The 24,244-nt window shown below is 35.6% G+C and carries 19 protein-coding genes and 2 pseudogenes; 19 read left to right on the top strand and 2 right to left on the bottom strand.

Annotated features, from left to right (window positions below; genetic code table 11):
- The 9 genes and pseudogenes from Q5O30_RS04140 to Q5O30_RS04095 form a co-directional block, all read left to right on the top strand.
- Nucleotides 1-764, top strand: a 764-nt coding sequence (locus Q5O30_RS04140; protein WP_302674572.1) for a sodium/glutamate symporter, incomplete at its 5' end; no start/stop codon positions are given.
- A gap of 26 nt (nt 765-790) precedes the next feature.
- A complete protein-coding gene (locus Q5O30_RS04135; protein WP_021952498.1) occupies nt 791-976 on the top strand; it encodes a hypothetical protein in 186 nt (61 codons plus the stop codon).
- 14 nt (nt 977-990) lie between these two features.
- A pseudogene (locus tag Q5O30_RS11690) lies at nt 991-1,825 on the top strand (iron-containing alcohol dehydrogenase).
- A gap of 142 nt (nt 1,826-1,967) precedes the next feature.
- On the top strand, nt 1,968-3,362 hold the full coding sequence (locus tag Q5O30_RS04120; protein ID WP_021952495.1) for a helix-turn-helix transcriptional regulator: 1,395 nt from the start codon (nt 1,968-1,970) through the stop codon (nt 3,360-3,362).
- 155 nt (nt 3,363-3,517) lie between these two features.
- Nucleotides 3,518-5,011: a fibronectin type III domain-containing protein gene (locus Q5O30_RS04115; protein ID WP_021952494.1), complete on the top strand. Its 1,494-nt coding sequence runs from the start codon at nt 3,518-3,520 to the stop codon at nt 5,009-5,011.
- A gap of 220 nt (nt 5,012-5,231) precedes the next feature.
- The gene (locus tag Q5O30_RS04110; protein WP_021952493.1) at nt 5,232-6,473 is read left to right on the top strand and encodes an N-acetylmuramoyl-L-alanine amidase; all 1,242 of its coding nucleotides are present in this window, start codon (nt 5,232-5,234) and stop codon (nt 6,471-6,473) included.
- A gap of 39 nt (nt 6,474-6,512) precedes the next feature.
- Nucleotides 6,513-8,210: an ABC transporter ATP-binding protein gene (locus Q5O30_RS04105; RefSeq protein WP_021952492.1), complete on the top strand. Its 1,698-nt coding sequence runs from the start codon at nt 6,513-6,515 to the stop codon at nt 8,208-8,210.
- Between the two features lie 166 nt (nt 8,211-8,376).
- Nucleotides 8,377-9,348, top strand: coding sequence for a glycosyltransferase family A protein (locus Q5O30_RS04100; protein ID WP_021952491.1), 972 nt, complete (start codon nt 8,377-8,379; stop codon nt 9,346-9,348).
- 12 nt (nt 9,349-9,360) lie between these two features.
- Nucleotides 9,361-10,623 carry a nucleotidyltransferase family protein gene (locus tag Q5O30_RS04095; RefSeq protein ID WP_021952490.1) on the top strand — a complete coding sequence of 421 codons (1,263 nt, stop codon included), beginning with the start codon at nt 9,361-9,363 and terminating at the stop codon, nt 10,621-10,623.
- A 161-nt stretch (nt 10,624-10,784) separates the two neighbouring features.
- On the opposite strand, the gene nth is transcribed toward Q5O30_RS04095, so the two are convergent.
- Nucleotides 10,785-11,417: an endonuclease III gene (gene nth, locus Q5O30_RS04090; protein ID WP_021952489.1), complete on the bottom strand. Its 633-nt coding sequence runs from the start codon at nt 11,415-11,417 to the stop codon at nt 10,785-10,787.
- A gap of 117 nt (nt 11,418-11,534) precedes the next feature.
- Here nth and Q5O30_RS04085 point away from each other — a divergent pair, with 117 nt between their 5' ends.
- Nucleotides 11,535-12,458 (top strand): hypothetical protein, encoded by a 924-nt coding sequence (locus tag Q5O30_RS04085; RefSeq protein WP_021952488.1) that lies wholly within the window; start codon nt 11,535-11,537, stop codon nt 12,456-12,458.
- A gap of 632 nt (nt 12,459-13,090) precedes the next feature.
- Here Q5O30_RS04085 and Q5O30_RS04080 read toward each other — a convergent pair.
- A complete protein-coding gene (locus tag Q5O30_RS04080) occupies nt 13,091-14,065 on the bottom strand; it encodes a biotin--[acetyl-CoA-carboxylase] ligase (RefSeq protein ID WP_021952487.1) in 975 nt (324 codons plus the stop codon).
- Nucleotides 14,066-14,231: 166 nt separating this feature from the next.
- Between Q5O30_RS04080 and Q5O30_RS04075 the strand changes: the two genes are divergently transcribed.
- From Q5O30_RS04075 to Q5O30_RS04035, 9 genes and pseudogenes are all read left to right on the top strand, one after another.
- The gene (locus tag Q5O30_RS04075) at nt 14,232-14,801 is read left to right on the top strand and encodes a biotin transporter BioY (RefSeq protein WP_021952486.1); all 570 of its coding nucleotides are present in this window, start codon (nt 14,232-14,234) and stop codon (nt 14,799-14,801) included.
- A gap of 142 nt (nt 14,802-14,943) precedes the next feature.
- A complete protein-coding gene (locus Q5O30_RS04070; RefSeq protein ID WP_021952485.1) occupies nt 14,944-17,919 on the top strand; it encodes an insulinase family protein in 2,976 nt (991 codons plus the stop codon).
- A gap of 10 nt (nt 17,920-17,929) precedes the next feature.
- Nucleotides 17,930-18,870: pseudogene (gene era / locus Q5O30_RS04065) on the top strand (GTPase Era).
- Nucleotides 18,871-19,013: 143 nt separating this feature from the next.
- Complete coding sequence (locus Q5O30_RS04060; protein ID WP_021952482.1) at nt 19,014-19,208, top strand: hypothetical protein; 195 nt, start codon at nt 19,014-19,016, stop codon at nt 19,206-19,208.
- Entirely contained in the window at nt 19,153-19,884 is a 732-nt protein-coding gene (gene recO / locus Q5O30_RS04055) for a DNA repair protein RecO (protein WP_021952481.1), read from the top strand. Before Q5O30_RS04060 ends, recO begins: the two co-directional genes overlap by 56 nt.
- A gap of 108 nt (nt 19,885-19,992) precedes the next feature.
- Nucleotides 19,993-20,628, top strand: a complete 636-nt coding sequence (locus Q5O30_RS04050; protein ID WP_021952480.1) for a hypothetical protein — start codon at nt 19,993-19,995, stop codon at nt 20,626-20,628.
- 56 nt (nt 20,629-20,684) lie between these two features.
- Complete coding sequence (locus Q5O30_RS04045) at nt 20,685-22,082, top strand: glycine--tRNA ligase (protein WP_021952479.1); 1,398 nt, start codon at nt 20,685-20,687, stop codon at nt 22,080-22,082.
- 174 nt (nt 22,083-22,256) lie between these two features.
- A complete protein-coding gene (locus Q5O30_RS04040) occupies nt 22,257-22,424 on the top strand; it encodes a hypothetical protein (protein ID WP_302674570.1) in 168 nt (55 codons plus the stop codon).
- Between the two features lie 221 nt (nt 22,425-22,645).
- Nucleotides 22,646-24,244 (top strand): pyruvate, phosphate dikinase (locus Q5O30_RS04035; protein WP_302674569.1); only part of this gene is annotated, 1,599 nt, incomplete at its 3' end.

Genomic DNA, 24,244 nt, shown 5'->3' with positions numbered 1-24,244 from the left:
CAGGAGCCTTTGGCCCGGTTTTGGAAGACTTTGGAATTGACGGAGCCACTACGTTATGTACCGCAGGAGCTACATTTGGTTTAATTGCAGGAAGCGTAATGGGTGGTCCTGTAGGAAGACGTTTAATAGAAAAGAAAAAGCTGTTAGATACAGTTGTTCAGGAAGATGACAGCTTGTTGGTGGAAGAAGAGAAGAAGCACGAGAGACACACAAGTATGTACCCTTCAGCAGTTTTCCAGATTATCATTGCCATTGGAATAGGTACCATTGTGTCAGAGCTTTTGTCCCTTACAGGAATGACTTTTCCAATATATATAGGTGCAATGATTGTTGCAGCCTGCATTCGTAACATAGGAGAATATTCAGGAAAATTTACCATATATATGGGTGAAATAAATGACATTGGTGGTATAAGCCTTTCACTGTTTTTAGGCATGGCAATGATTACCCTTAAAATCTGGCAGTTAGCAGAACTGGCACTTCCACTGGTGATTTTATTGGCAGGACAGACACTTCTTATATTGTTCTTCACATATTTTGTAGTGTTTAATGTAATGGGAAGAGACTATGATGCAGCAGTATTATCCTCAGGTGTATGTGGCTTCGGAATGGGTGCCACCCCTAATGCCATGGCAAATATGCAGGCATTGTGTGAGAAATACGAGCCATCAGTTAAGGCGTATCTGTTAGTTCCATTGGTAGGAAGTTTATTCGCCGATTTCCTAAACAGTTTAGTAGTTACATTCTTCATTAACTTTTTATAGAAAATGTATATTCGGGAGGTATAAAAATGCTCATAAAAAAAATAAGAAAAAAACGTGGTGATTATGAGGTGGAAAGTGAAAACCTTGCAGTTCCTGAAATCCATACAGGAGAAATAAAGGAAGAAGAAAAGGACGACAAAACAGACAAGGACGGGTACATCACATATGATAATGTAGCAATACCGGAAATTCACATTAAGAGGAAAAAATAAGGAGGAGGTTTCATATGAATAATTTTGTATACGACATACCTACTAAGGTGTATTTTGGAGAAAATCAGCTAGGTCATTTAGGCAAAGAATTAAGTAAGTACGGAAAAAAGGTACTGCTTACATATGGTGGTGGCTCTATTAAAAAGAGTGGCTTATATGATAAAGTAGTTGCCGAAGTGAAAAATGCAGGGCTTGAATTATTTGAATTATCTGGAATTGAGCCAAATCCACGAGTATCTTCAGTTAATGCCGGTGCTAAAATATGCAAAGAAGAAGGCATTGATGTATTGCTTGCCGTTGGTGGTGGTTCTGTAATTGACTGCACAAAATACATTGGAGCGGCAGCTTTTTATGACGGAGATGCATGGGATATATTAGAGCAGAAAACAGACGTTAAGTAGTATCTTCCTATTGTGGACATCCTCATGGGCAATAAACGGATTTGTAGATGGTGGCAAGCGTCAGGCGTGGAGTTGTCATCCAATGGAGCATGAACTCTCAGCAATATATGACATAACTCATGGTTTAGGTCTGGCAATACTTACACCACGTTGGATGAAATATTGTCTTGACGAAACTACAGTGTCAAAATACGTGGATTTTGCGGTAAATGTATTTGGAGTTGACGAAAATCTCCCACCAATGGAAATTGCAAACAAAGGTATTGAAATGATGGAAAAATTCCTTTTTGAAACATTAGGATTAAAGAGCAGTTTTACTGATATTGGAATTGATGAAAGTCATTTTGAAGTAATGGCTGAAAAGGCAGTAAGGCTGGGAGGACTGGCATATGCATTTAAACCTCTTGCAAAAGAAGATGTTGTAAATATTTTCAAAATGTGTTTATAAATAAGATATTTGCCGGAAGTGGTAAACAGTAAAATTAAATAAGAATAAAACAATGTCGGTTATCATTTTGGTAGCCGGCATTTCTTTTTATCTTAATTTATGCTAACCTATTATCAAGTAATTAGCAAAGTCAGGATAAAAAATGAGAGAAATAATTAATAATAAAAAAAGAGTTTATGCCGTTATTATATTGGCATTATTTAATTTTATATTTTTAGGAACAGAGTATCTGTTTGACAACATGATGAAATATGTAACTGATTCTAAAGGTGTGGTAATTGCACAAAGTTACATATTAGGAGCCAGCGTATTGGGATTTATCATATTCCCTTTTATTAAAGGCTGTGTGAAGAGTAAGGTGCCATACATAGGAAGCATATTGGCAGTAGCAGGGTATATTGGCGGTGTATTGATAATAGTTATGCATTTTTCATATGTTTTAATATTAATTGCCGGGTGCCTTATTTTTGTGTTGTTAGGAATTATAGGCAGTTTAACCCATTACCTTGTGGCAATTAATCTGTTTAAAGATGGCAGTCTGGCAAAGACTATTGGTTTTTCATATGCCATAGGTTTGTACCTTCAGTTCATTAATAACAATCTTATAAACAATGACAGGGCAGAGGCTGTTGTATTGTCAGTAATGATGATAATATGGCTGGCTGTTATTTTTAGTTATGCTTTAAAAAAGCCGGAAGATATTGTGTCAGCAACGGGGCAAAATCAGGATATACTCAAAAGACCAAAAGTTGCAGCTATAACCCTGATTTTTCAGGTGTTGTTCATGGCATGTATATTTTCTACCCTTGATAATGTGGTTACATTATTCCATTCCACAGGAAAGGTTGACATAGGACAGCTGCCAAGACTATTGCTGGCAGTAAGTGGAATTTTGGCAGGTATTTTATTTGATATGGGAAAAAGACGGTATATGAGTATTATTATGTACTGTGTGACTCTGTTATCTACTATTTGCGTATTAGTTATAATGACAGGGGGCAGATTCATGGTAGGTCTTATAGTATTTTATCTGTCAGCAGGATTTTTCGCAGTATTTTTTACTACGGCATTTATTGAACTGTCTTTCCATATGAAAAAAATGGAACTTTGGGCAGGTCTTGGACGTGGTGTAAACAATTTATGTGCTGCCATTATAGGAACATTATCCATCAATTTGTTTGAAACAAAAAGCGTTTTTGTTAATAGCATTGTAGCATTGGTTATGTTTGTGTTAATAAGTTTATCAATATTCATATACTATATGCATAATGGCATAAGACAGGATATAGAGTCTATAGAGACTCAGGAGGAAGATTTAAAAGACAAATTTATAAAATTCTCAGAAACGTTTTCTTTAACACCAAGGGAAAAAGAGGTGATGATGAAACTTCTTACGTCCGACAAAAGTGTACAGGATATAGCAGGAGAATTATATATTTCAAGAGCAGCATTGTACAGGCATATTGCCAACTTAAATGAGAAAACAGGTACCAAATCCAGAGTGGGTCTGATTCAGTTTTATTATGAGTGGAAATAACAAAAAAATGCCATAAAATAACGATTTGAGACATATGTAAACTTAAAAAAAAGTAAACTTTATGGGATATTATTCATACAAATACAGGTGGGAGTGCCGGATTTAACCGGTCCTCGAAAACAAAAAATATTACATACGTGAAAGGAGTATTTGTTATGAAAGAAAAAGTTATAAGTTTATTATTAAGTCTTGCATTGTTGATTACAATGATGCCTCAGATGGTGTTAGGAGCCAATGGACCGGGTAAGGGAGAGTTGCCGTCATATTTAAGATTGATTTCGGAAAAGACCGACAAGTTTATATTTGCCAATTTTGCACAGGCTAAGGTGGAAAAGGTAAATGGTGTGACATATAATGAAAAAAACAACACTCTTACACTAAATAATGTAAAAATGAAAGAGTACAACCTAGTTGCCAATATTATGGGTGATGATTTTAAAATTAACGTAAAAGGTGAAAATGAAGTAAGGTCAATCTTTATCTGGGGAGACGGATATGGTGGAAATCTTACCATTTCAGGAGATGGAAAACTTGTGGTAAATAAGCAGAAATTACAGGAAACAGCGATTAATATGCGTGCCGAGGGAACAAAGGGAATTCTTACAATAGAGAGTACCGTGGACATGGAAATGTATTCACAAAAAGGATATCCCGTAATAGAAACAATTGGGGCTTCAAATGGTGATAAGACAAAAGCCATAGCTATAAAGGGAAAGACTTCAGAAAAGGTTAATGTTAAGCAGGATAAAGAAAAACATGTGATTCCGGAAAATGTTAAGGCATATGATGTTTCAGAAGGAGCATGGCTTGATAAGTTTAAAAAAGACGGAAAATATTATGGTGGCAATGCAAAGTATGATGATAACATGGAAAAAACAGGCTATTATTCCATGTATGAAATATTGGAAAATAAAGAAATCGAGGCAGGGAAAACCTATTTAATTGCAAAGCCTATAGAAGGTCAGGAGAATATTAAGCCTGAAACTAAAGGATATGAAACGGTATTAGACAGTGATGGGGAGATAGATCAGTTTAAGGGCGTGATATCTATGAACTGGTTTAGTGAGGTTTACCTGCAAATGTATCACAGCACTTCTGATAATAAAGACTATGGTGTATATACCGTACATTACATTGACGATGACCATCCTGATGGAGTCATAAAATATACCGTATTTAAAATAGTAGATGACAGTATATTAGGCAAGGCTGCCATTTTAGTACCGGGCAAGAAAGAAATATTAGAATTGCCAAAGGATTTACAGCAAAAGATTAAGGGAGAATATTATTCATATTTCTACACTGTTAATTTGGAAAAACTGGTTCTTACAAAAGGAACAGCACCAAAGCCGGCTGTAAAGAAAATCGGTCAGGCAAAAATCAGCAGTGCGAAAAATTCAAAGAAAAAGACAGTAACTCTTAGTTGGAAGAAAGCAAGCAATGCAAAGAAATATCAGATTCAGTATTCTTTAAATAAAAAGTTCTCTAAGGCAAAGAAGTATAAAACAAAGACAATAATATCATCTAAATTAAAGGTGACTGTTAAAAAACTTACCAGGAAAAAGACATATTATTTCAGGGTAAGGGGAATAAATGGCAAGAATGTTGGCAAATGGTCGGCAGTTAAAAAAGTTAAGATAACTAAATAAATGCAAAAACCCGGAAGAAAGGACATTATTCTTGTTCTTCCGGGTTTAATTATGTTGACATTTTTGTTATACTTAAAACACTGTAAACATAATTTATGTTAGTGAATCAGCAATAGGATGTGTATTAATAGGTGCCGGTACGTTATTAATGGTGCTTTAATTCGCAAAGATTATTATAGACTGAAAAATGGTATTAAATTACAGGAGAGATAAGGCTAAAATGAGAAAGTTAGTAAAAACAATAGCACTTGTAGCTGCAATATCAGCTATTTATGGAGGAGTTCAAAATACATATACTGCATATGCAAATGAAACAGAAAGCGGAACAGCAGAGGAAACTACAGCAGTTATTCCGGAAGAGACTACCAAAAATCCGGAAAATAATTCTAAGATACCAAAGAAAAGTATTATTTCTAAAATATCTCCATCTAAATCTAAAACAGTGGTTTTAGACCCGGGACATTGTAGTGTACATACAGGAGCAAAGGCAAACGGATTAAGGGAAGAAAAAGTAGTTCTTGACATAGCAAATGCCTGCAGGGATGAATTAAATAAATATGAAAATATAAATGTATATATGACAAGAGATACAGGAAGATGCTGTAGTGCCCTTAAGTTAGGGGATTGCCTTGTGGCAAGAAATAATTATGCATTGCGTTTAGATGCTGACTTTCTAGTTAGTATGCATATTAATGCAGATGATAATCCTCACAGAAACGGAGCCATGATTCTTCCGGCATATAGGTCTGGATACAATGATAATGTGCGAATTGAAACTCAGGCATTAGGCAGACAGGTTTTGGCTAATTTAAAGGATTTGGGCATAAAGAATCTGGGACTTTTACTGAGAAAGGCAGATGACATGTATTACGGTAATGGTGCCAGGGCAGACTATTATTCCATAGTAAGAAACGGAGTAAAAACTAAAATCCCAAGCATAATTATTGAACATGGATTTGTTACCAGCAAATCAGACTGTGAAAAGTTTTTTAGCACCAAGGCAAAAAGAGAAATGTTAGGTGTGGCAGATGCCAATGCCATTGTATCATATTATGGTTTAAACCCTATTCAAAATAAGGGAAAGTTTGTAAAGAAAAATGGTGCCACATATTATGTTACGGAAGATGGTAAGAAAGTAAAAGGCTGGGTAAAGCATAACAGCAAATGGTATTATTTTAGCAAGAACAACGGAAAAATGAGAAAAGGTTTTATTTCAGTAGATAAGAAGAAATATTATCTGTCAGGAAGTAACGGTGCTTTAAGAACTGGTTGGATTAAGGTAAAGGGATACAGATATTTGACAAAGGGAGATGGTTCCGTAATAAGAAATCAGGCTTACAGTGACAGTGTAAAAACATACCTTTTTAGCAAAACAGGAAAGAAGTACACAAAGGGAAGACATAGAATTAAAGGAAAAATGTATTATATAAATAAGAGAACAGGTACGGTTATTAACAGATAAATTACATTCGCCTGTCTTATAAATGTTAAGGAGAGATTAATGAAAAAACATAATATATCTCAGGTAAAAGGTGAAGCAAAATGGATGCTGAAATATGCGAAACACTATTGGGGAGCAATTTTACTTTATTGTGTGTTAGGTGTTTTGGCAACTGTTATGGGATTAGCAGGAAGTGTAATGAGTAAATACCTGATTGACATTGTAACAGGGTACGATACAAAGGCAATAGGATGGGTTGTTTCCCTGATGATTGCCATGGGTATAGGAAATATCGTGTTAAATGCCATAACCAGTAGGGCAACGGTTTTAATCAGTACCAAAGTATATAATGAAATTCAGGCAGAAATTTACGACAGGGTAATGGAAGCTGATTGGGAATCGCTGTATGAATATAGAAGCGGTGACTTAATAAACAGGCTTACAGGAGATGTGAAAACTGTTTCAGACAGTGTTATCAGCTGGTTTCCCAGTCTTATTACCAAGGGGGCACAGTTTTTAGGAGCGTTGGTTATTATTTTATATTATGACCCTACTATGGCAGTTATTGCATTACTTAGCGCACCGGTTTCAGTGCTAATGTCCAGGGTGATTTTGTCAAAAATGAGAAAATACAGTCAGGAACTTAGAAAAGCAAGTAGTGAAGTTATTACATATCAGGAAGATTCTTTTCAGAATATACAGACAATTAAATGTTTTGGAATAGTGGATTTTTTTGAAAAAGGGATGAGAAATGTACAGCAAAAATATAAGGATTTAATGATGGATTACAATAAAATGTCCATAACCGCCACAAGTCTCTTATCTTTTACGGGAATGTTGGTATCTTACGGATGTTTGGGCTGGGGAGTATACAGATTGTGGAAGGGTGCCATTATATTTGGAACCCTTACATTGTTTATACAGCTGGCAAACAGTTTGTCCTCCTCGTTTTCTTCTTTAATATCATTAGTTCCTCAGGCGGTATCAGCTACCACCAGTGCAGGAAGAATTATGTCAGTATCTGAAATTAAGCCGGAGCCGGTGATTGAGGAAGAAACTGCACAAAAAATAAAGGAAAACAGTTCTAAGGGATTGGAAATCAGAATAGAAAATATTGATTTTACGTATAAGGGTGGTGAAAAGGTTTTATCTAATGTAAACCTTTTGGCAAAGTCAGGAAATATTGTGGCAATAGTAGGTCCTTCAGGAGAGGGAAAAACAACTATAATGCGAATAATTTTAGGACTTATAAATCCACAATCCGGAAAAAGTGTTATGAGGGATAATTTAGGAAATGAATGTGCTCTCTCCGCTGCTACAAGGGAAATGTTTTCGTATGTACCTCAGGGCAATACAATTTTTGCCGATACCATTGCCAAGAATATGAGAATGGTTAAAAATGATGCAACAGACGAAGAAATAATAGCAGCTCTTAAAACTGCCTGTGCCTATGATTTCGTAAAAAAACTGCCGGAGGGCATAAATACCATAATCGGTGAAAACGGGCAGGGACTTTCAGAAGGTCAGGCACAGCGAATTTCAATAGCCCGTGCAGTTCTCAGAGATGCACCGGTAATACTGTTAGATGAAGCTACTTCTGCATTGGATGTGGATACCGAGGAAAAGGTTCTTAAAAATATAATAAAAAAGGACAGCAAGAAAATATGTATTGTAACAACCCACAGACCAAGTGTTTTGGATATTTGTGAGAGGGTTTACAGGATAAATAAGACAAATTTTGAGGAAATTAAAAAATAAAAATGTTGCAAAAAGACAAATTATATCATAAAACTTTACTTTTTTTTTTCACCGGTGGTAATATCAGGTAAATAAGAAAGTTTAACGTTAAACTCATATCGGATTAAATCACGTGAAAAGTTAATTAAAAAGTAGATTCAGTATCATTAGCAGACTGGAGAAAACAATGGAGAGTATTACGGTTTTTACACCTACATATAATCGTGGAAATATAATTAAAAGATTATATTGCTCATTAAAAAAACAGACGTGCAAAGATTTTGTGTGGCTTGTTGTTGATGACGGCTCCACTGATAGCACTGAGAAACTTATAAAAAAGTGGCAGCTGGAAAATGAAATAAAGATAGAATATTTGAAGCAGGACAACTTAGGAAAGTCTATGGCTCATAACAAGGCTGTGGAAATGACAACAACGGAAATATTTATGTGTCTTGATTCAAATGATGTTATTACCCCAAATGCCATTGAAATGGTACTTAAATGTTGGGAAAAAGTTAAACTGAATGAAAACATTGTAGGTATTATGTCACAGAAAAAAGTTCAGTTTAAAGATATAAAAAGGGAAATGAAGGTTAAACAACTGCCGGGTTATATCAAAATAAAACATGATAAAAAGCCTGGAGGAAAAGCTTTTAATGACAGGTATTACATTGAGAAAGAAAAAGCAAATGATGGCTACGTTGAGACTACTTTAGGGGAGGCATACAGGAAGTTTGGCTTAAAAGGGGAGGCTATGCTGGTATTTAGAACAACAGAAGTTAAGAAGTATCAGTTTCCTAAAATTCAAAAGGAAAAATTTGTACCCGAGGCATACTTATATAATTTAATAGACAGGGACGGAAAACTTGTGGTATTAAACAGGACGTTGTGTGTACACAGATATCAGATGGATGGGTATACATTTAATATGTCAAAACTTATTAAAAATAATCCAAAGGGTTATCTGTTATATGTTAATCAGAAAATAAATAGTGATTATACATTTAGGTCGTTATTTTTTGATTATATAAGATATATTTCAGTAGCAGGAATTGCAGGGGAGAAGGATGTAATAAAGAAAGCACACAACAAGATTGTTGCGTTAATGGCATACCCCTTTGGTGTGATATTTTATTTGTTAAGGTATAAGAGAGTTTAAAAGAGGTGTCACATGATAAGTCCTGATAGTAAAATCTTTATGGATGCCGTTAAAGGAGCCCTTGGGACAGATGGTGAAAACATAGAGATAAATATTAATAAAAAAGAGCAGCTTATTGAAGTATTAAATATGGCAAGGGAACAGAGTATGCTTCCTATTGTGTGCGATTTTATTGCCGGTACCAACAGCTACGAAAGATTTCAAAAAGAGATTGCACCTTATAAAAGACAGACTATTTTGCTTATGATATCCCAGACTCAGAGGACAAGCTTTTTCTTTGAAATTTATAAAAAGTTATTACAAAATGAAATTAAACCGGTGGTGGTTAAGGGAATTGTTCTTAGAAATCTTTATCCTAAGCCGGATTGTAGATATTCAAATGATGAAGATTTGCTTATTGATAAAGAAGATTTTATGAAATGCCATGAAATCTTAAAAAAAGAAGGCTTTATATGTGAAAATGACGTGGAGAATATGGACAAAAAAAAGATTCCGTATGAAGTAGCTTATTATAATTCGATCACGAAAGTAAGAATAGAGATACATACTGGCTTGTTGCCATCTGACAATAACGCTTTTAAAGGTCTTAATAACAGATTTAAAAAAGCAGTGGATAAGGCGGAGAAGAGAGAGGCGGGAACAGGATGGGTATGGACTCTTAATGAAACAGATCATTTTCTGTTTTTGCTAAGTCATAGTTACAAACATTTTATATATTGCGGTTTTGGAGTACGTCAGCTGTGCGATTTGCTGATATTTGCCCAAAAATATAATTCCTTAATTAATTGGGATTATGTGGAAACTGTGGCACAGGAAAACAGATTATATAGATTCCTTATCAATTTATTTGATATAGGTGACAGATATTTAGGCTTTAACAGCAGCGAGATTCCTTTAAAAGACAGACAGTTAATTGTGGCAGACAGTGAAAATCTTTTAGTGGATATGCTTGATTCAGGAACTTTTGGTAAAAGCAGTATGGGAAGGATACATAGCTCAAAAATCACCATAAGTGCTGCAAATAAAGGCTTTTCAGAGAAAAATAAAAAAGTACGGCTTTCCATAAAAAGCTCTTTATTTCCGTCTAAGTCATATATGAAGCAGAAATATCAGTATTTGCAAAAGAGAAGTTATTTATTGCCGGTTGCGTATTGTCACAGAATAATAAGGTATTTGAAACAGAGAAAAACACAAAGCAGATATTCTAAAGAAATAGACAGTATAGCAATGGGAAAGAAAAGAATGGAACTTATGCGTCAGTATGGAGTTTTATGAGAAAATAAGTTATTTAAATTTATTAGGAGGAAAGGGATAATGAAAGTGCAAAAAGATTAAAAATAAAAAAGTAACAATAAAAATAATAATTAATCAATAAAATAACCGGTAAGGTGTGACATATTTTTGATATGTACATACTTTACCGGTTTTCATTTAAGTTAAATCCTTTTTTTACAAATATCATTTAGGCAACATCTGTTGCAGTGAGGAGTGGTTCCGGCAGTACATACTTCCCTGCCATGATACACAAGACGGTGACAAAAGTCGCTGCCTTCTTCGCCGGGAATGATTTTCCAAAGTGCCATTTCAACTTTTTTCGGTTCTTTTATTCCATCCACTAATCCCATACGGTTGGTAAGTCGGATGCAATGGGTATCTGTAACAATGGCAGGCTTCCCATAAACATCACCCATTATAAGATTAGCACTTTTACGGCCAACTCCCGGAAGCTTCAACAAATCCTCCATATTGTCAGGTACCTTGCAATCAAAGTCATCTCTCAACATTTTCATGCAAAGACTTATATCCCGGGCTTTACTTTTCCCTAATCCACAGGGACGGACTATTTTTTCTATTTCTTCTACAGGGGCTTCAGCAATAGCATCAATAGTAGGATATTTTTTATATAAATCAGGGACGATTTTATTTACCCGCTCATCAGTGCACTGGGCAGCAAGACGGACGCTTATTAAAAGCTTCCATGCATCCTTATAGTCTAAGGTACAGGAGGCATCAGGATATTCCTTTTTTAAACGATTAATAATTTCCAAAGCAAGCTGTTTTTTTGTCATTTTTTTAATCCTTTCAAATATATCATTTACATATTATAGCATATTTTTTCTTGCTACACATTGATTTAGTGATATAATATTTCTATAAGTTTGAACGGAGACAAGGAGGATACTAAAATGGAGAATAATATAGAAAAATCCTGTGTGGAATTTTCTACATCACAGATGCTTAAATGGATGGAATATGTTGCAGATATGCAGGGGGTAACACCTGAAAAAATTAAGCTTCTTAATACTTGCGGAAAAAGGAGAAATGTTCTTGCAACAATAGCAACTCATAAGAGAATTTTGATTTTTGCTGATGAAACTCATCCTAATATGTTATATAAATGCTGGGAAGCAGGCTATGGCGACTATGAAATGTATTTTGGAAAGGGATATGAGCCTGGAGAAATGAAACACTGTAAGGTAAGCGACATGATGGATGATGAGTTGTCGGGTCCTACGGTTATTTTCATTGTTAATGAAAATACCAGAGAATCAATGATTTTTGGAATAAAAAATGAAAACTTCTCATCAGGTACCGTTAAATATGTAGGTCACGAAATAAGGTCTGTTATTATGAATAAGTTAGAGCTGGATGTTAGTGACACAGCCCTTATTGTAAGTGGTGAAAGTATAGTAATAGAGGCTTCAATGGTGGCATATGAAGGAGTAATTATTGCAGCAGAAAGAGATGCAGGTTCCCTTCGCTCCATGGAAGAGAATGCGTCTAAGTTTGGAGTTCACAATGTTGAAATCGTTTCTGACTTAAAGGTGGAAACATTGGAGAAGCTTCCGGTGCCAAGAATTGCATTTATAGTAGCAACAAAGCAGGATATTGAAAGTGATATTGTAAACTTATTAAAAATTAATCCAAACATTAAGATTATTGTTTATACCTTAGAACTTGATATATTAGCAGACATTAAATACTTAATGAAAAAACATGGAGTTAATGTTACGGAAGTAATGCAGATATCAGTTTCAAAAACAGACAAAAACAGTATTTTTGTTGCACAGCCGTCACCTTGGATGATAACCGGAGAGGTTACGCAATGAAATAAACATAAAAAATATAAAAATATCACAAAATATATTGACATCACATATACAAAATGTTAACATACATATAACGATATGAGGCAACACAGGCAACGTATTATTCAAAACATATGTCAGGTATGGATTTGCGCACATAATTTCACATACTAATGTACATATGCTTCCTTATGTTTTAGGCGTGTATTGCCCTATCAGTTATATTGTGAACAGGGGGTGGAAATATGGATTTAAATTTCAAGTCCGGATTTTTCTGACGATGACGTGTTAACATGACGTTATGTCAAAAGAGCTATGGTATTTCCCGGAAGTATCCAGGGATTATACTTTTATTTTTTAATTTGTCATATTGAAACTTAGACGGTATTCTGTCAGCCATTTCGACAGGCTATGTCGGAGAATGTGTAAAAATACTTCCTTGATATAGAGCCTATGGCTTTTGTTATATTCAACAGTTCTATATCTTTAACACTTTATATATATTTATAGTGTATACATATTAATTTCATACTAAGTGTCTTATTGTATGGTAGGGCATATTATTGACAGAAAAGGTCCAAAGTTTTACCGGTATGGTTTTAGGTAATTAAATCCGTACCGGTATTTTGTATTTAGCCTTAAAGGTAGCTGATTTATTTGATTTTAATGCTTACTTCCCCGGATGAAAGCCATTTCTCGCTACCGTCTTCATATTCTACCTTTAATCGGCAGTCTCTGTCGATTTCTTTGGCAGTAACAGGTATTTTATCATCACCGTTTACAATATAGATTCTTCGTCCAATAAGCATGGAACGTTTAATGTATTCATCCACGTAGGATTTTTTGTCAAAATTTTCATAATAGTCCATAAAATAATCCAAAAGATGGGCTATAAGGATACTTCTTTTATTAACCGTATCGGTATTGCTGTCAAAAACCGCAGTGGCTATATCATTAATGTTATCAGGAAATCCACCGTCAGGATAGCAAATGTTAATTCCTATTCCTACAATGGCATAATCTAATTTTCCCGTTTCAATATTAAAGGAAGCTTCAGTTAATATTCCACAAACTTTTTTATCAGATATATATATATCATTAACCCATTTAATGTCAGCTTTTTTATCTGAAACATCTTCAATGGCTTTGGCAGTGGCAACGGCAGCAGAAGTAGTAAGAAACAGTGATTCCCCTGCCGGAATGTCAGGGCGGACTAAAATGCTTAAATATATTCCGGTTTTTGATGGAGAATAAAAATTCTTTCCCATGCGCCCTTTTCCGGCAGTCTGTTCCTGAGAAATTATTACGGTTCCGTGAGGTGCCCCCTGAGCTGCCTGCTCCTTTAAAACATCATTAGTGGACGAAATTGTGTCATATACAGTTATGTTAAGGCCGTCGTGGTTTAAATGCTGCTTTATGCTCCAGGATGAAAGAATGTCATTATCCATGTTAAGACAATATCCTTTATTAGGAACAGCAGAAATACGGTATCCACTTTTCTCTAAGGACTTAATTGCCTTCCATACGGCATTTCTGCTGACACCTAATGCTGCTGCCAGTTCACTGCCTGAAAAATAAGTTCCTTTATTATCTTCTAATTGTTTTAATACCTGATCTTTTACCTTCATGTTCGCCTCCAAAAGCAAGTTGTAATGCATTAAGTATAGCATTTTATTAATTTAAAAACAATAAAGCTGAAAAGAAATGTGAACCTAAAAAATAAAATGGTTGACAAATAGAGCTATATGAAATAAAATGGTGACGTTTGAATAATAAAAAAGAGAGGATAAAAATATGCAGACACAAAAAGAAAAGTTGTTTTCAACACAAAACATGGTTTTAATAGCAATATTTACGGCTTTAATAGTAGTATGTTCATGGATAAGAGTTCCGGTTCAGCCGGTTCCATTTACCCTTCAGACATTTGCAGTTTTCGTAACTGCCGGATTGCTGGGGTCAAAGAGAGGAACAATCTCAGTTATAGTTTACATACTGTTAGGAATTATAGGCGTTCCGGTTTTTGCAGGTCAGGTAAAATCAGGACCGTCAGTTATAGCAGGACCAACAGGGGGATATATTGTGGGATTTATATTTACGGCAATTGTTACAGGATTAATTGTTGAAAAAGCTGCTAACAAATTAGAGGGAGTGGCAAAAATCGCAGTTACCGCATTAGCAATGCTTGTAGGAGATGTAATATGTTTTGCCATAGGAACAATATGGTTCATGATTTTAATGAAAAACGGATTAGTTGCAACATTGGGACTTTGCGTATTCCCATACATAATACCTGATATAATTAAAATAATTGTTGCAGTAATAATTGTAGACAGAATGAAAAAATATGTAAGATATTTTGATTAATTTTAAATAGGTTTTAAAAAGCTGCTGCTTTGGTGATATGAAATCATCAGGCAGCAGCTTTTCTTATGGATAGATAAGTTAAATTATGGTAATATAGATATTGTAGGTCTTTAATGATTTTGGGGGAGACTTATATATTTTTATGAAAGGTAAGAAAAGAATGTTTAAAGATTTTATTGAAAAAAATAAATCCATATACGAAAAAGATGCATATGAAGTAGTGATAAATAAGTATATTGAAGAAATTAATTCTGATGCATGGCTTTTAAAACATAAAAAAACCGGGGCGAGAATTGTATTATTGTCAAATGAGGATGACAACAAGGTTTTTAACATAGGCTTCAGAACACCGGTAAACAATGACACAGGTGTGCCTCATATTATAGAACATACGGTTTTATGTGGCTCAAAAAATTTTCCTTTAAGAGATCCTTTTATGGAACTGGTAAAGGGGTCACTTAATACATTTCTTAATGCCATAACTTATCCTGACAGAACGATATATCCGGTGGCAAGCTACAATGATAAGGATTTTAAAAATCTTATGCACATATATATGGATGCGGTTTTTAATCCAAATATTTATAAAACAGATAAAATTTTCAAACAGGAAGGCTGGCATTATGAGCTTAATGACGAAAATGAGCCTTTAGAAATTAACGGCATTGTTTACAATGAAATGAAGGGTGTGTATTCCTCTATAGACGGAATTGCTTCCCGTGTAACAGCTCAATCATTGTTCCCGGATACAACATATCAGTATGAATCCGGTGGCGACCCGGAGCATATTCCGGAGCTTACTTATGAGGAATATCTTGATTTCCATAGAAGATATTATCATCCGTCAAACAGCTTTATTTATCTCTACGGCGACATGGATATGAGTGAAAGATTGGACTGGATTGATGAAAATTATCTTGGGAAATATGACAAATTGGACATTGATTCTAGTATTGAACATCAAAGTTCGTTTGATAAAACATATGAGCTTGTAAAGGAATATGCCATTTCCGATAATGAAATAGAAGAAGAAAGTGCAATGCTTACATCAAATTATGTTATAGGAGACAACCTTGACGCAAAACTTATGCTGGCGTTTAAGGTACTTAAATATGCAATAATGGATATAGAGGGAGCTCCTCTTAAACAGGCAATTATAGATGCAGGTATTGGAAAGGCAGTGACAGGCTCTATGGATGACGACATACTTCAGCCTGTATACAGCATTGTGGTAAAGGGTGCTAATAAGGATGACAAGGACAGGTTCCTTCAGGTAGTTCAGGACACATTAGAGAAAATCGTAGAAAATGGCATTGATAAAACAACACTTCTTGCAGGTCTTAACAGCATTGAGTTTGACACAAAGGAATCTGATTTTGGAAGCATTCCAAAGGGACTTATGTGGGGACTGGATGTTATGGCAAGCTGGATTTATGATGATGAGAAACCATTTATTCACTTAGAGACAAACAAAATTTTTGATGAGTTAAGAAAGAATATTGAAGGTAATTATTTTGAAGAACTTCTTACGAAATATCTTATAAATAATACACATCATTCTGTAGTGGTTCTGGCACCGAAAAAGGGGCTTACAGAGGAAAAAGAATCTAGGTTAATGGAAAGTCTTCAGGCAAAAAAGGTAGGTTTGTCTAAGGAAGAGATTGAGAAGATAATTACTGAAACCCGTGAATTAGAGGAGTTTCAAAAGACACCATCTACTCAGGAAGAATTAGAAACTATTCCTCTTTTGGAGATTTCAGACATTAATAAAAATCCCAGACCTCTTATTAGTAAAAAAAGTCAGGTGGAAAATATCCCGGTGCTTCACAGTGATATTTTTACTAACGGTATCGGATATGTGGATATAGCTTTTGACTGCTCACGGATGCCTGAAAAGTACCACCAATACATTGGTCTTTTGAAGTATCTTTTAACATACATGGATACAGACAGAGACTATATGGAATTAAATATGGATATAGATTTGAATTTAGGTGGTCTGGCCTTTGACACAGGTTTATATGTAAGTCAAAGTGAGAATAAAATTAAATTAAACACTGAAATTCACTTCAAGGTTCTTAATGAGAATATTAAGATTGCATATGAAATCATTAACGAAGTAATTTTGAAAACAAAGTTTGACAATGAGAAGCGTCTTAAAGAATTACTTGAAGAGTTAAAACTTAGAATGAACAGAAGAATAGTAAGCAGTGGTGACAGTGTGGCAAGGCTTAGGGCAATGTCATATTATTCAAAGGCATATTATTTAAGAGACCAAATCGCCGGACTGGCATTTTATGAGTTTATAAGTGACATTGTTGATAATTTTAATGAGAAAAAAGATGAAGTTATAGCAATGCTTTATGACACTGTGAAAAAAGTGTTTGTTAAGGATAATATGATTCTTAACTTTGCAGGTGATGGCGAAAACTTTGAAAAAGTAAAAGAATATACTGTAGACCTTAAGAAAAATATGTTTGACAGTTCAGATGATTTTAAGGAGCAGTTTGACGGCTGGAAGTTTGTTCCACAGCAGAAAAACGAGGCCATTGTAACATCAGGTCAGGTTCAATATGTAACTATGGCAGGAAATTATAATGACGAAGGTGAGAAGGAAGAGTACGATGGAAGCTTTTTTGTTCTGGGAAATATTATGAGAAATAAATATTTATGGAATAATATCAGGGAAAAAGGCGGAGCATACGGATGTAATTGTGTTATTGGAAAAACAGGAGACGGTTTCTTTAGCTCATACAGGGATCCGAAGCTTAAGGAGTCAGTTGAGGTATATAAGAAGGCACCTGAATTTATAGAAAATTTCAACGTGGATGAGCGTGAAATGCGCAAGTATATTATCGGCACAATCAGTCTTCTTGATACACCACTAAATGCAGCTGATATAAGCGGAAGGGAATTTACTAATTATATGGCAGGGGTGCCCTACGAGTCCCTTTGTAAAACAAGACTTAAGGTTTTGGCAACAACACCGGAGGACATAAGAAATCTGGCACCAAAGGTTAAAAAGATAATAGACAGAAACAATATCTGCGTTGTGGGAAGCAAAAGTGCCATAGAAGGTTCTAGGGAGTTATTTAAGGAAATTAAAGAATTAAGATAAGAGGTATAAAATGGATTCAGGAAAGAATACGAAGTTTAAATCGGGTTTTGTGGCACTTATTGGAAGACCAAATGTTGGAAAGTCAACATTAATGAATCAGATTATCGGACAGAAGATTGCCATAACATCAAATAAACCACAGACTACAAGAAATAAAATTCAGACTGTTTATACATGTGATGAAGGTCAGATTGTATTTTTAGACACACCGGGTATTCACAAGGCGAAAAACAAGCTTGGAGAGTATATGGTAAATGTGGCTGAAAAAACATTAAAGGAAGTTGATTTAATTATGTGGCTGGTGGAACCGGACACCTTTATTGGAGCAGGGGAACAGCATATTGCCCAGCAACTTAAAGGAATAGGAGTTCCGGTTATTCTTGTTATTAACAAGACAGACACCGTAAAACAGGAAGAGATTCTTACATTTATAGATGTATATAGAAAAATATATGATTTTGATGAAATAATACCTGCATCAGCCCTAAGAGGCAAAAATGTTGATGTTGTTATTGAACAGATTTTCAAATATCTGCCGGAAGGCCCACAGTATTATGATGAAGATACAGTGACAGACCAGCCTATGAAGATACAGTGACAGCCCAGCCTATGAGACAAATCGTGGCGGAGTTAATCAGGGAGAAAGCTCTTCATGCATTAAATGAAGAAGTCCCTCACGGAATTGCCGTTACTATTGAAAAAATGAAGAAGCGTACAAAGACTGACATTGTGGATATTGAGGCAACAATAATATGTGAAAGAGAATCACACAAGGGCATTATTATTGGCAAAAAAGGCAGCATGTTAAAGAAAATCGGAACAAATGCCAGATATGAAATAGAAAAACAGCTGGAAATGAAAGTAAATCTTCAGCTTTGGGTAAAGGTTAGAAAAGATTGGCGTGACAGCGAACTTCTTATGAAAAATTACGGTTATATAAATGAGAAGTAGTTGTTAAATGAATTAACAATTGGTCTTTCCAGTTTTTTCTTTGAAGAAATCAGTATACAAATAATCTCATGGGAGAACCTAATCTTATCACTTAAACAGGTGAAAAAAGCAATTTGATAATTGCAGTATTACGGAGGGATAAGATGGATAATTTAAACAGTTGGAAGGTTTTTGAAGCAACAGGTAAGATTGAAGATTATTTGAAATATGCTGATGAGAGAAGAATAAATAAAGCACGGGAAAGCTTTATTGCAAGGATAAAGGACACAGAAGGAAAAGAAGATGGTAGAAACAGTAACGGCGCTGGGGATGGTAATATCTTCAATGGCTATAGGTGAATACGATAAGAGATTAGTTATAATTACAAAGGAATTTGGAAAAATAACAGCTTTCGCCCGTGGCGCAAGAAAACCTAACAGTCCGTTTCTAGGAGGAAGCCAGCCTATGGCTTTTGGTGAATTTACCTTATACCGGGGACGGAACGCCTATACGGTTACTGGAATGAAAATTAGCGATTATTTCAGCAATTCCATGACAGACATTGACAGCATGTACATGGGAATGTATTTTCTTGAACTGGCAGGATACTATGGAAGAGAAGGAATAGAGGCCTCTGAAACTTTAAAACTTTTATATATGGCAATGAAAGCTTTAACTAAAAACAGGATTCCTGTTGACTTAATACGTTGTATATATGAGCTTAAAACCTTGGTTATAAACGGAGAGTACCCCAACGTTTTCTCCTGTGGTAATTGTGGAGAGAAGCAGGAACTTGATTATTTTGATATAAACCGTAATACAATGGTATGTAAAAAGTGTCACGGAAAGGTACCGGATAATGAGATAATAACAGATTCCACGGTGTATGCACTGCAATTTATTGTAGTTACTCCTGTAGATAAATTGTTTTCCTTTACAGTTACAGATATAGTTTTGAAACAGCTAAAACATATTATTGGTTCATACATGGATAAAGTGATAGACAAAAAGTTCAATTCGTTGGAATTTTTGTAAATTTTTTATGCAAAATATGTATTGAAATAATGGTGGTTTGCGTTTAAAATTGTAATCTAGGTGATACTGTTTATAAGGTATTTGCCAAATATCAGGAGGAATGAACAGATGAAGCATATTAACAAAAAGTTAGCAGCTCTTTTTCTTGTGCTGGTGGTAGCTGTTGGAGCTACGGCGTGTGGAAGCACAATAGGTGATATGGATATTGCCAAGGGCGAGAGTGCAGTTTACATACAGGAAGATGGAAAGGTATCTTACGGTGTTGCGGAAAAGTTTGACAAGGACTATTACGACGAAAGTAAGCTTGAAGATACCATAAACAAAGAAGTGGCAGATTATAACGACGGGAAGAAAGCTTCCGTGAAAAATGCCATTACGGTAGATACATTCAAGGTTAAAAGCGATGTGGCAACATTAGTTCTTGAATTTGCTACAACATATGATTTTTCAACTTACATTAAAGAATACAATAAGGTTGAAAGCAATGAGTTTTTCATGGGAAAGATAGCGGACAATTCTGATTGCAAAATAAAAGGTGATTTTACTTCACCGGATAAGAAAAAAGATGCCACAACCAAGGAAATCAAGGCTATGGAAGATGCCAATATCCTTATTATTAAAGGAAAATATAAGGTTCAGTTAGATGAGGATGTTAAGTATATCAGTTCAAATTGCAGTGTGGATGATGATGGAATAGTAACCACTGATGATTCTGATGAAAATTTAAGTTATATTGTATATTAAAAATAATACTGAAAGTATTTGATAAAATCTAAATTATATTAAGGAGAGATGTAATAATGGAAAAGACAATGGATAAGATAGTTGCATTGGCAAAAAGCAGAGGATTTGTATATCCGGGATCAGAAATTTACGGAGGTCTTGCTAATACATGGGACTACGGAAATCTTGGAGTTGAACTTAAAAACAATGTAAAAAAGGCGTGGTGGAAGAAGTTTGTTCAGGAAAATCCATACAATGTAGGTGTTGATTGTGCTATTCTTATGAACCCACAGACATGGGTTGCATCAGGACATTTAGGAGGATTCTCAGACCCGTTAATGGATTGTAAGGAATGTCATGAAAGATTCAGAGCTGACAAGCTTATTGAAGATTATATGGATGAGCATGGTATCCAGGCTGAAGAGTCTATTGATGCATGGTCTCATGAACAGATGGCTTCATACATAGAAGATAATAATATTTGCTGTCCATCCTGTGGAAAGCATAATTTTACAGATATACGTGAATTTAACCTTATGTTTAAGACATTTCAGGGAGTTACTGAGGATGCAAAGAATACAGTATACTTAAGACCTGAAACAGCACAGGGTATTTTCGTAAACTTTAAGAACGTTCAAAGAACATCAAGAAAGAAAATTCCATTTGGTATCGGACAGATTGGTAAGTCTTTCAGAAATGAAATTACACCGGGTAACTTCACTTTCAGAACAAGAGAATTTGAACAGATGGAACTTGAATTTTTCTGTGAACCGGGAACAGACCTTGACTGGTTCCAGTATTGGAGAGGTTTCTGCCGTGACTGGTTATTAAACCTTGGTATTAAAGAAGATGAAATGAGACTTAGAGATCATTCACCTGAAGAATTATGTTTCTACTCAAAAGGAACAACTGATATTGAATTTTTATTCCCATTTGGATGGGGAGAACTTTGGGGCATTGCAGACAGAACAGATTATGACCTTACTCAGCATCAGAATTTATCAAAAGAAGATTTAACATATTTTGATGATGAAAAGCATGAAAGATATGTTCCATACGTTATCGAGCCGTCACTTGGTGCAGATAGAGTCACATTGGCATTCCTTTGTTCAGCATATGACGAGGAGAACATCGGTACAGAAGAAAAACCGGATATGAGAACTGTGTTACATTTCCATCCGGCTATTGCACCTGTAAAGATTGGTGTACTTCCATTGTCAAAGAAGTTAAACGAAGGAGCAGAAAAAGTATTCGCACAGCTTAGCAAGTATTATAACTGCGAATTTGATGACAGAGGAGCAATTGGAAAGAGATATCGTCGTCAGGATGAAATAGGAACACCGTTCTGTGTAACATATGATTTTGATTCAGAAGAAGACGGTGCCGTAACAGTTCGTGACAGAGATACAATGAAGCAGGAAAGAATAAAAATTGAAGACCTTAAGGCATACTTTGAGGAGAAAATGGATTTCTAATCAGGTATAAATTAATCTAATCAAACGGGAAAGAACTTGGAAGGTTTTGGAAATATTTTGAAAAGAGGTATTTTCATGGAACCGATAATGCGAGTAGTGCAGACTGCATAGGGCTCAAAGGAGTTTTGGAAGGAATTAGACCCGTATGAATTAAGAGATTATTATAGTTTCCGAATGAATACAGTGGATGTGGTTCAAAGCGAACTAAGCAGAGTACACAAACTGGCAGTTACAGTTGACGGAAAAGGAATTAATACAGAAGTACCTCCACACTCAATAACAACATTTATTGTGGAGACAGATAAGAATTTTATTAGGAAAAACCTATGGCTTTTAAACTAAAAACAGCGTTCTCTCTTGACTATAAGGCGCTGTATGTTATAATTGTTCCGTAGGTGCTAGTGCGCCCTTTTTCTGCGTGACTACATAGAAAGAGACATTTATTGAACATATTTTATCTGGAAAACAGGGCAACACCAAAAATCGATTGTATGAGCTGGTAAGGAATGCCATTCTACAGCTCATGACATACAATACTTATTATTTATTAGGAGGAAGAACAGATGGCAAACAAATGGGTGTACCTTTTTAGCGAAGGTAATGCTAACATGCGTGAGCTCCTCGGTGGTAAAGGTGCAAACCTTGCAGAAATGACAGGTTTAGGTCTTCCTGTACCACAGGGATTCACAATCACAACAGAAGCTTGTACTCAGTATTATGAGGACGGAAGAGAAATCAATGATGAAATCCAGGGACAGATTAACGAATACATCGTTAAAATGGAAGAAATCACAGGTAAGAAGTTCGGAGATAAGGAAAATCCTCTCCTCGTATCTGTTCGTTCAGGAGCTAGAGCTTCTATGCCGGGTATGATGGATACTATCCTTAACCTTGGTCTTAACGAGACAGTTGTTAATACAATTGCTGAAAAGTCAGGAAATGCTCGTTGGGCTTGGGACTGCTACAGAAGATTTATTCAGATGTACTCAGACGTAGTTATGGAAGTTGGTAAGAAATACTTTGAAGAACTTATCGACAAGATGAAAGCTGATAGAGGTGTTCAGCAGGACGTAGAACTCACAGCTGATGACTTAAAGGAATTAGCAGCACAGTTCAAGGCTGAATACAAAGAAAAAATCGGTGAAGACTTCCCAGATGATCCTAAGGAACAGTTAATGGGAGCTATTAAGGCCGTATTTAGATCATGGGACAACCCACGTGCTAACGTTTACCGTCGTGACAACGATATCCCTTATTCATGGGGAACAGCTGTTAACGTACAGTCAATGGCATTTGGTAACATGGGTGATGACTGTGGTACAGGTGTTGCATTTACAAGAGATCCAGCAACTGGTGAGAAGAAGCTTATGGGTGAGTTCTTAAAGAACGCTCAGGGTGAAGACGTTGTTGCCGGTGTTAGAACACCAATGCCAATCGCTCAGATGGAACAGGAATTCCCAGAAGCATTCGCTGACTTTGTAAAGGTTTGTGAAACACTTGAAAACCATTACAGAGATATGCAGGATATGGAATTCACAGTTGAAAACAGAAAATTATATATGTTACAGACAAGAAATGGTAAGAGAACAGCTCAGGCTGCTTTACAGATTGCTTGTGACCTTGTTGATGAAGGCATGAGAACAGAAGAAGAAGCTGTAGCTATGATCGATCCTAGAAACTTAGATACATTACTTCACCCACAGTTTGATGCTGCTGCTCTTAAGGCTGCTACACCAGCTGGTAAGGGACTTGGAGCTTCACCTGGAGCTGCTTGTGGTAAGGTTGTATTTACAGCTGATGATGCTGTTGAATGGAATGCTAAGGGAGAAAAGGTTGTTTTAGTTCGTCTTGAAACATCTCCTGAAGACATTACAGGAATGAAGGCTTCACAGGGTATCTTAACAGTACGTGGTGGTATGACATCTCACGCAGCCGTTGTTGCTCGTGGTATGGGTACATGCTGTGTATCAGGATGTGGTGATATCGCTATGGACGAAGCTAACAAGAAGTTCACATTAGCTGGAAAAGAATATCACGAAGGAGATTACATCTCAATTGATGGTTCAACAGGTAACATTTACGATGGTATCATCCCTACAGTTGATGCTACAATCGCAGGCACATTTGGACGTATCATGGGATGGGCTGATAAATATAGAACA

The organism is Eubacterium sp. CAG:161 (genome assembly GCF_000432355.1).
Classification (GTDB): Bacteria; Bacillota; Clostridia; order Lachnospirales; family Lachnospiraceae; genus Eubacterium_G; species Eubacterium_G segne.
This window is presented reverse-complemented; position numbering and strand designations above follow the sequence as displayed.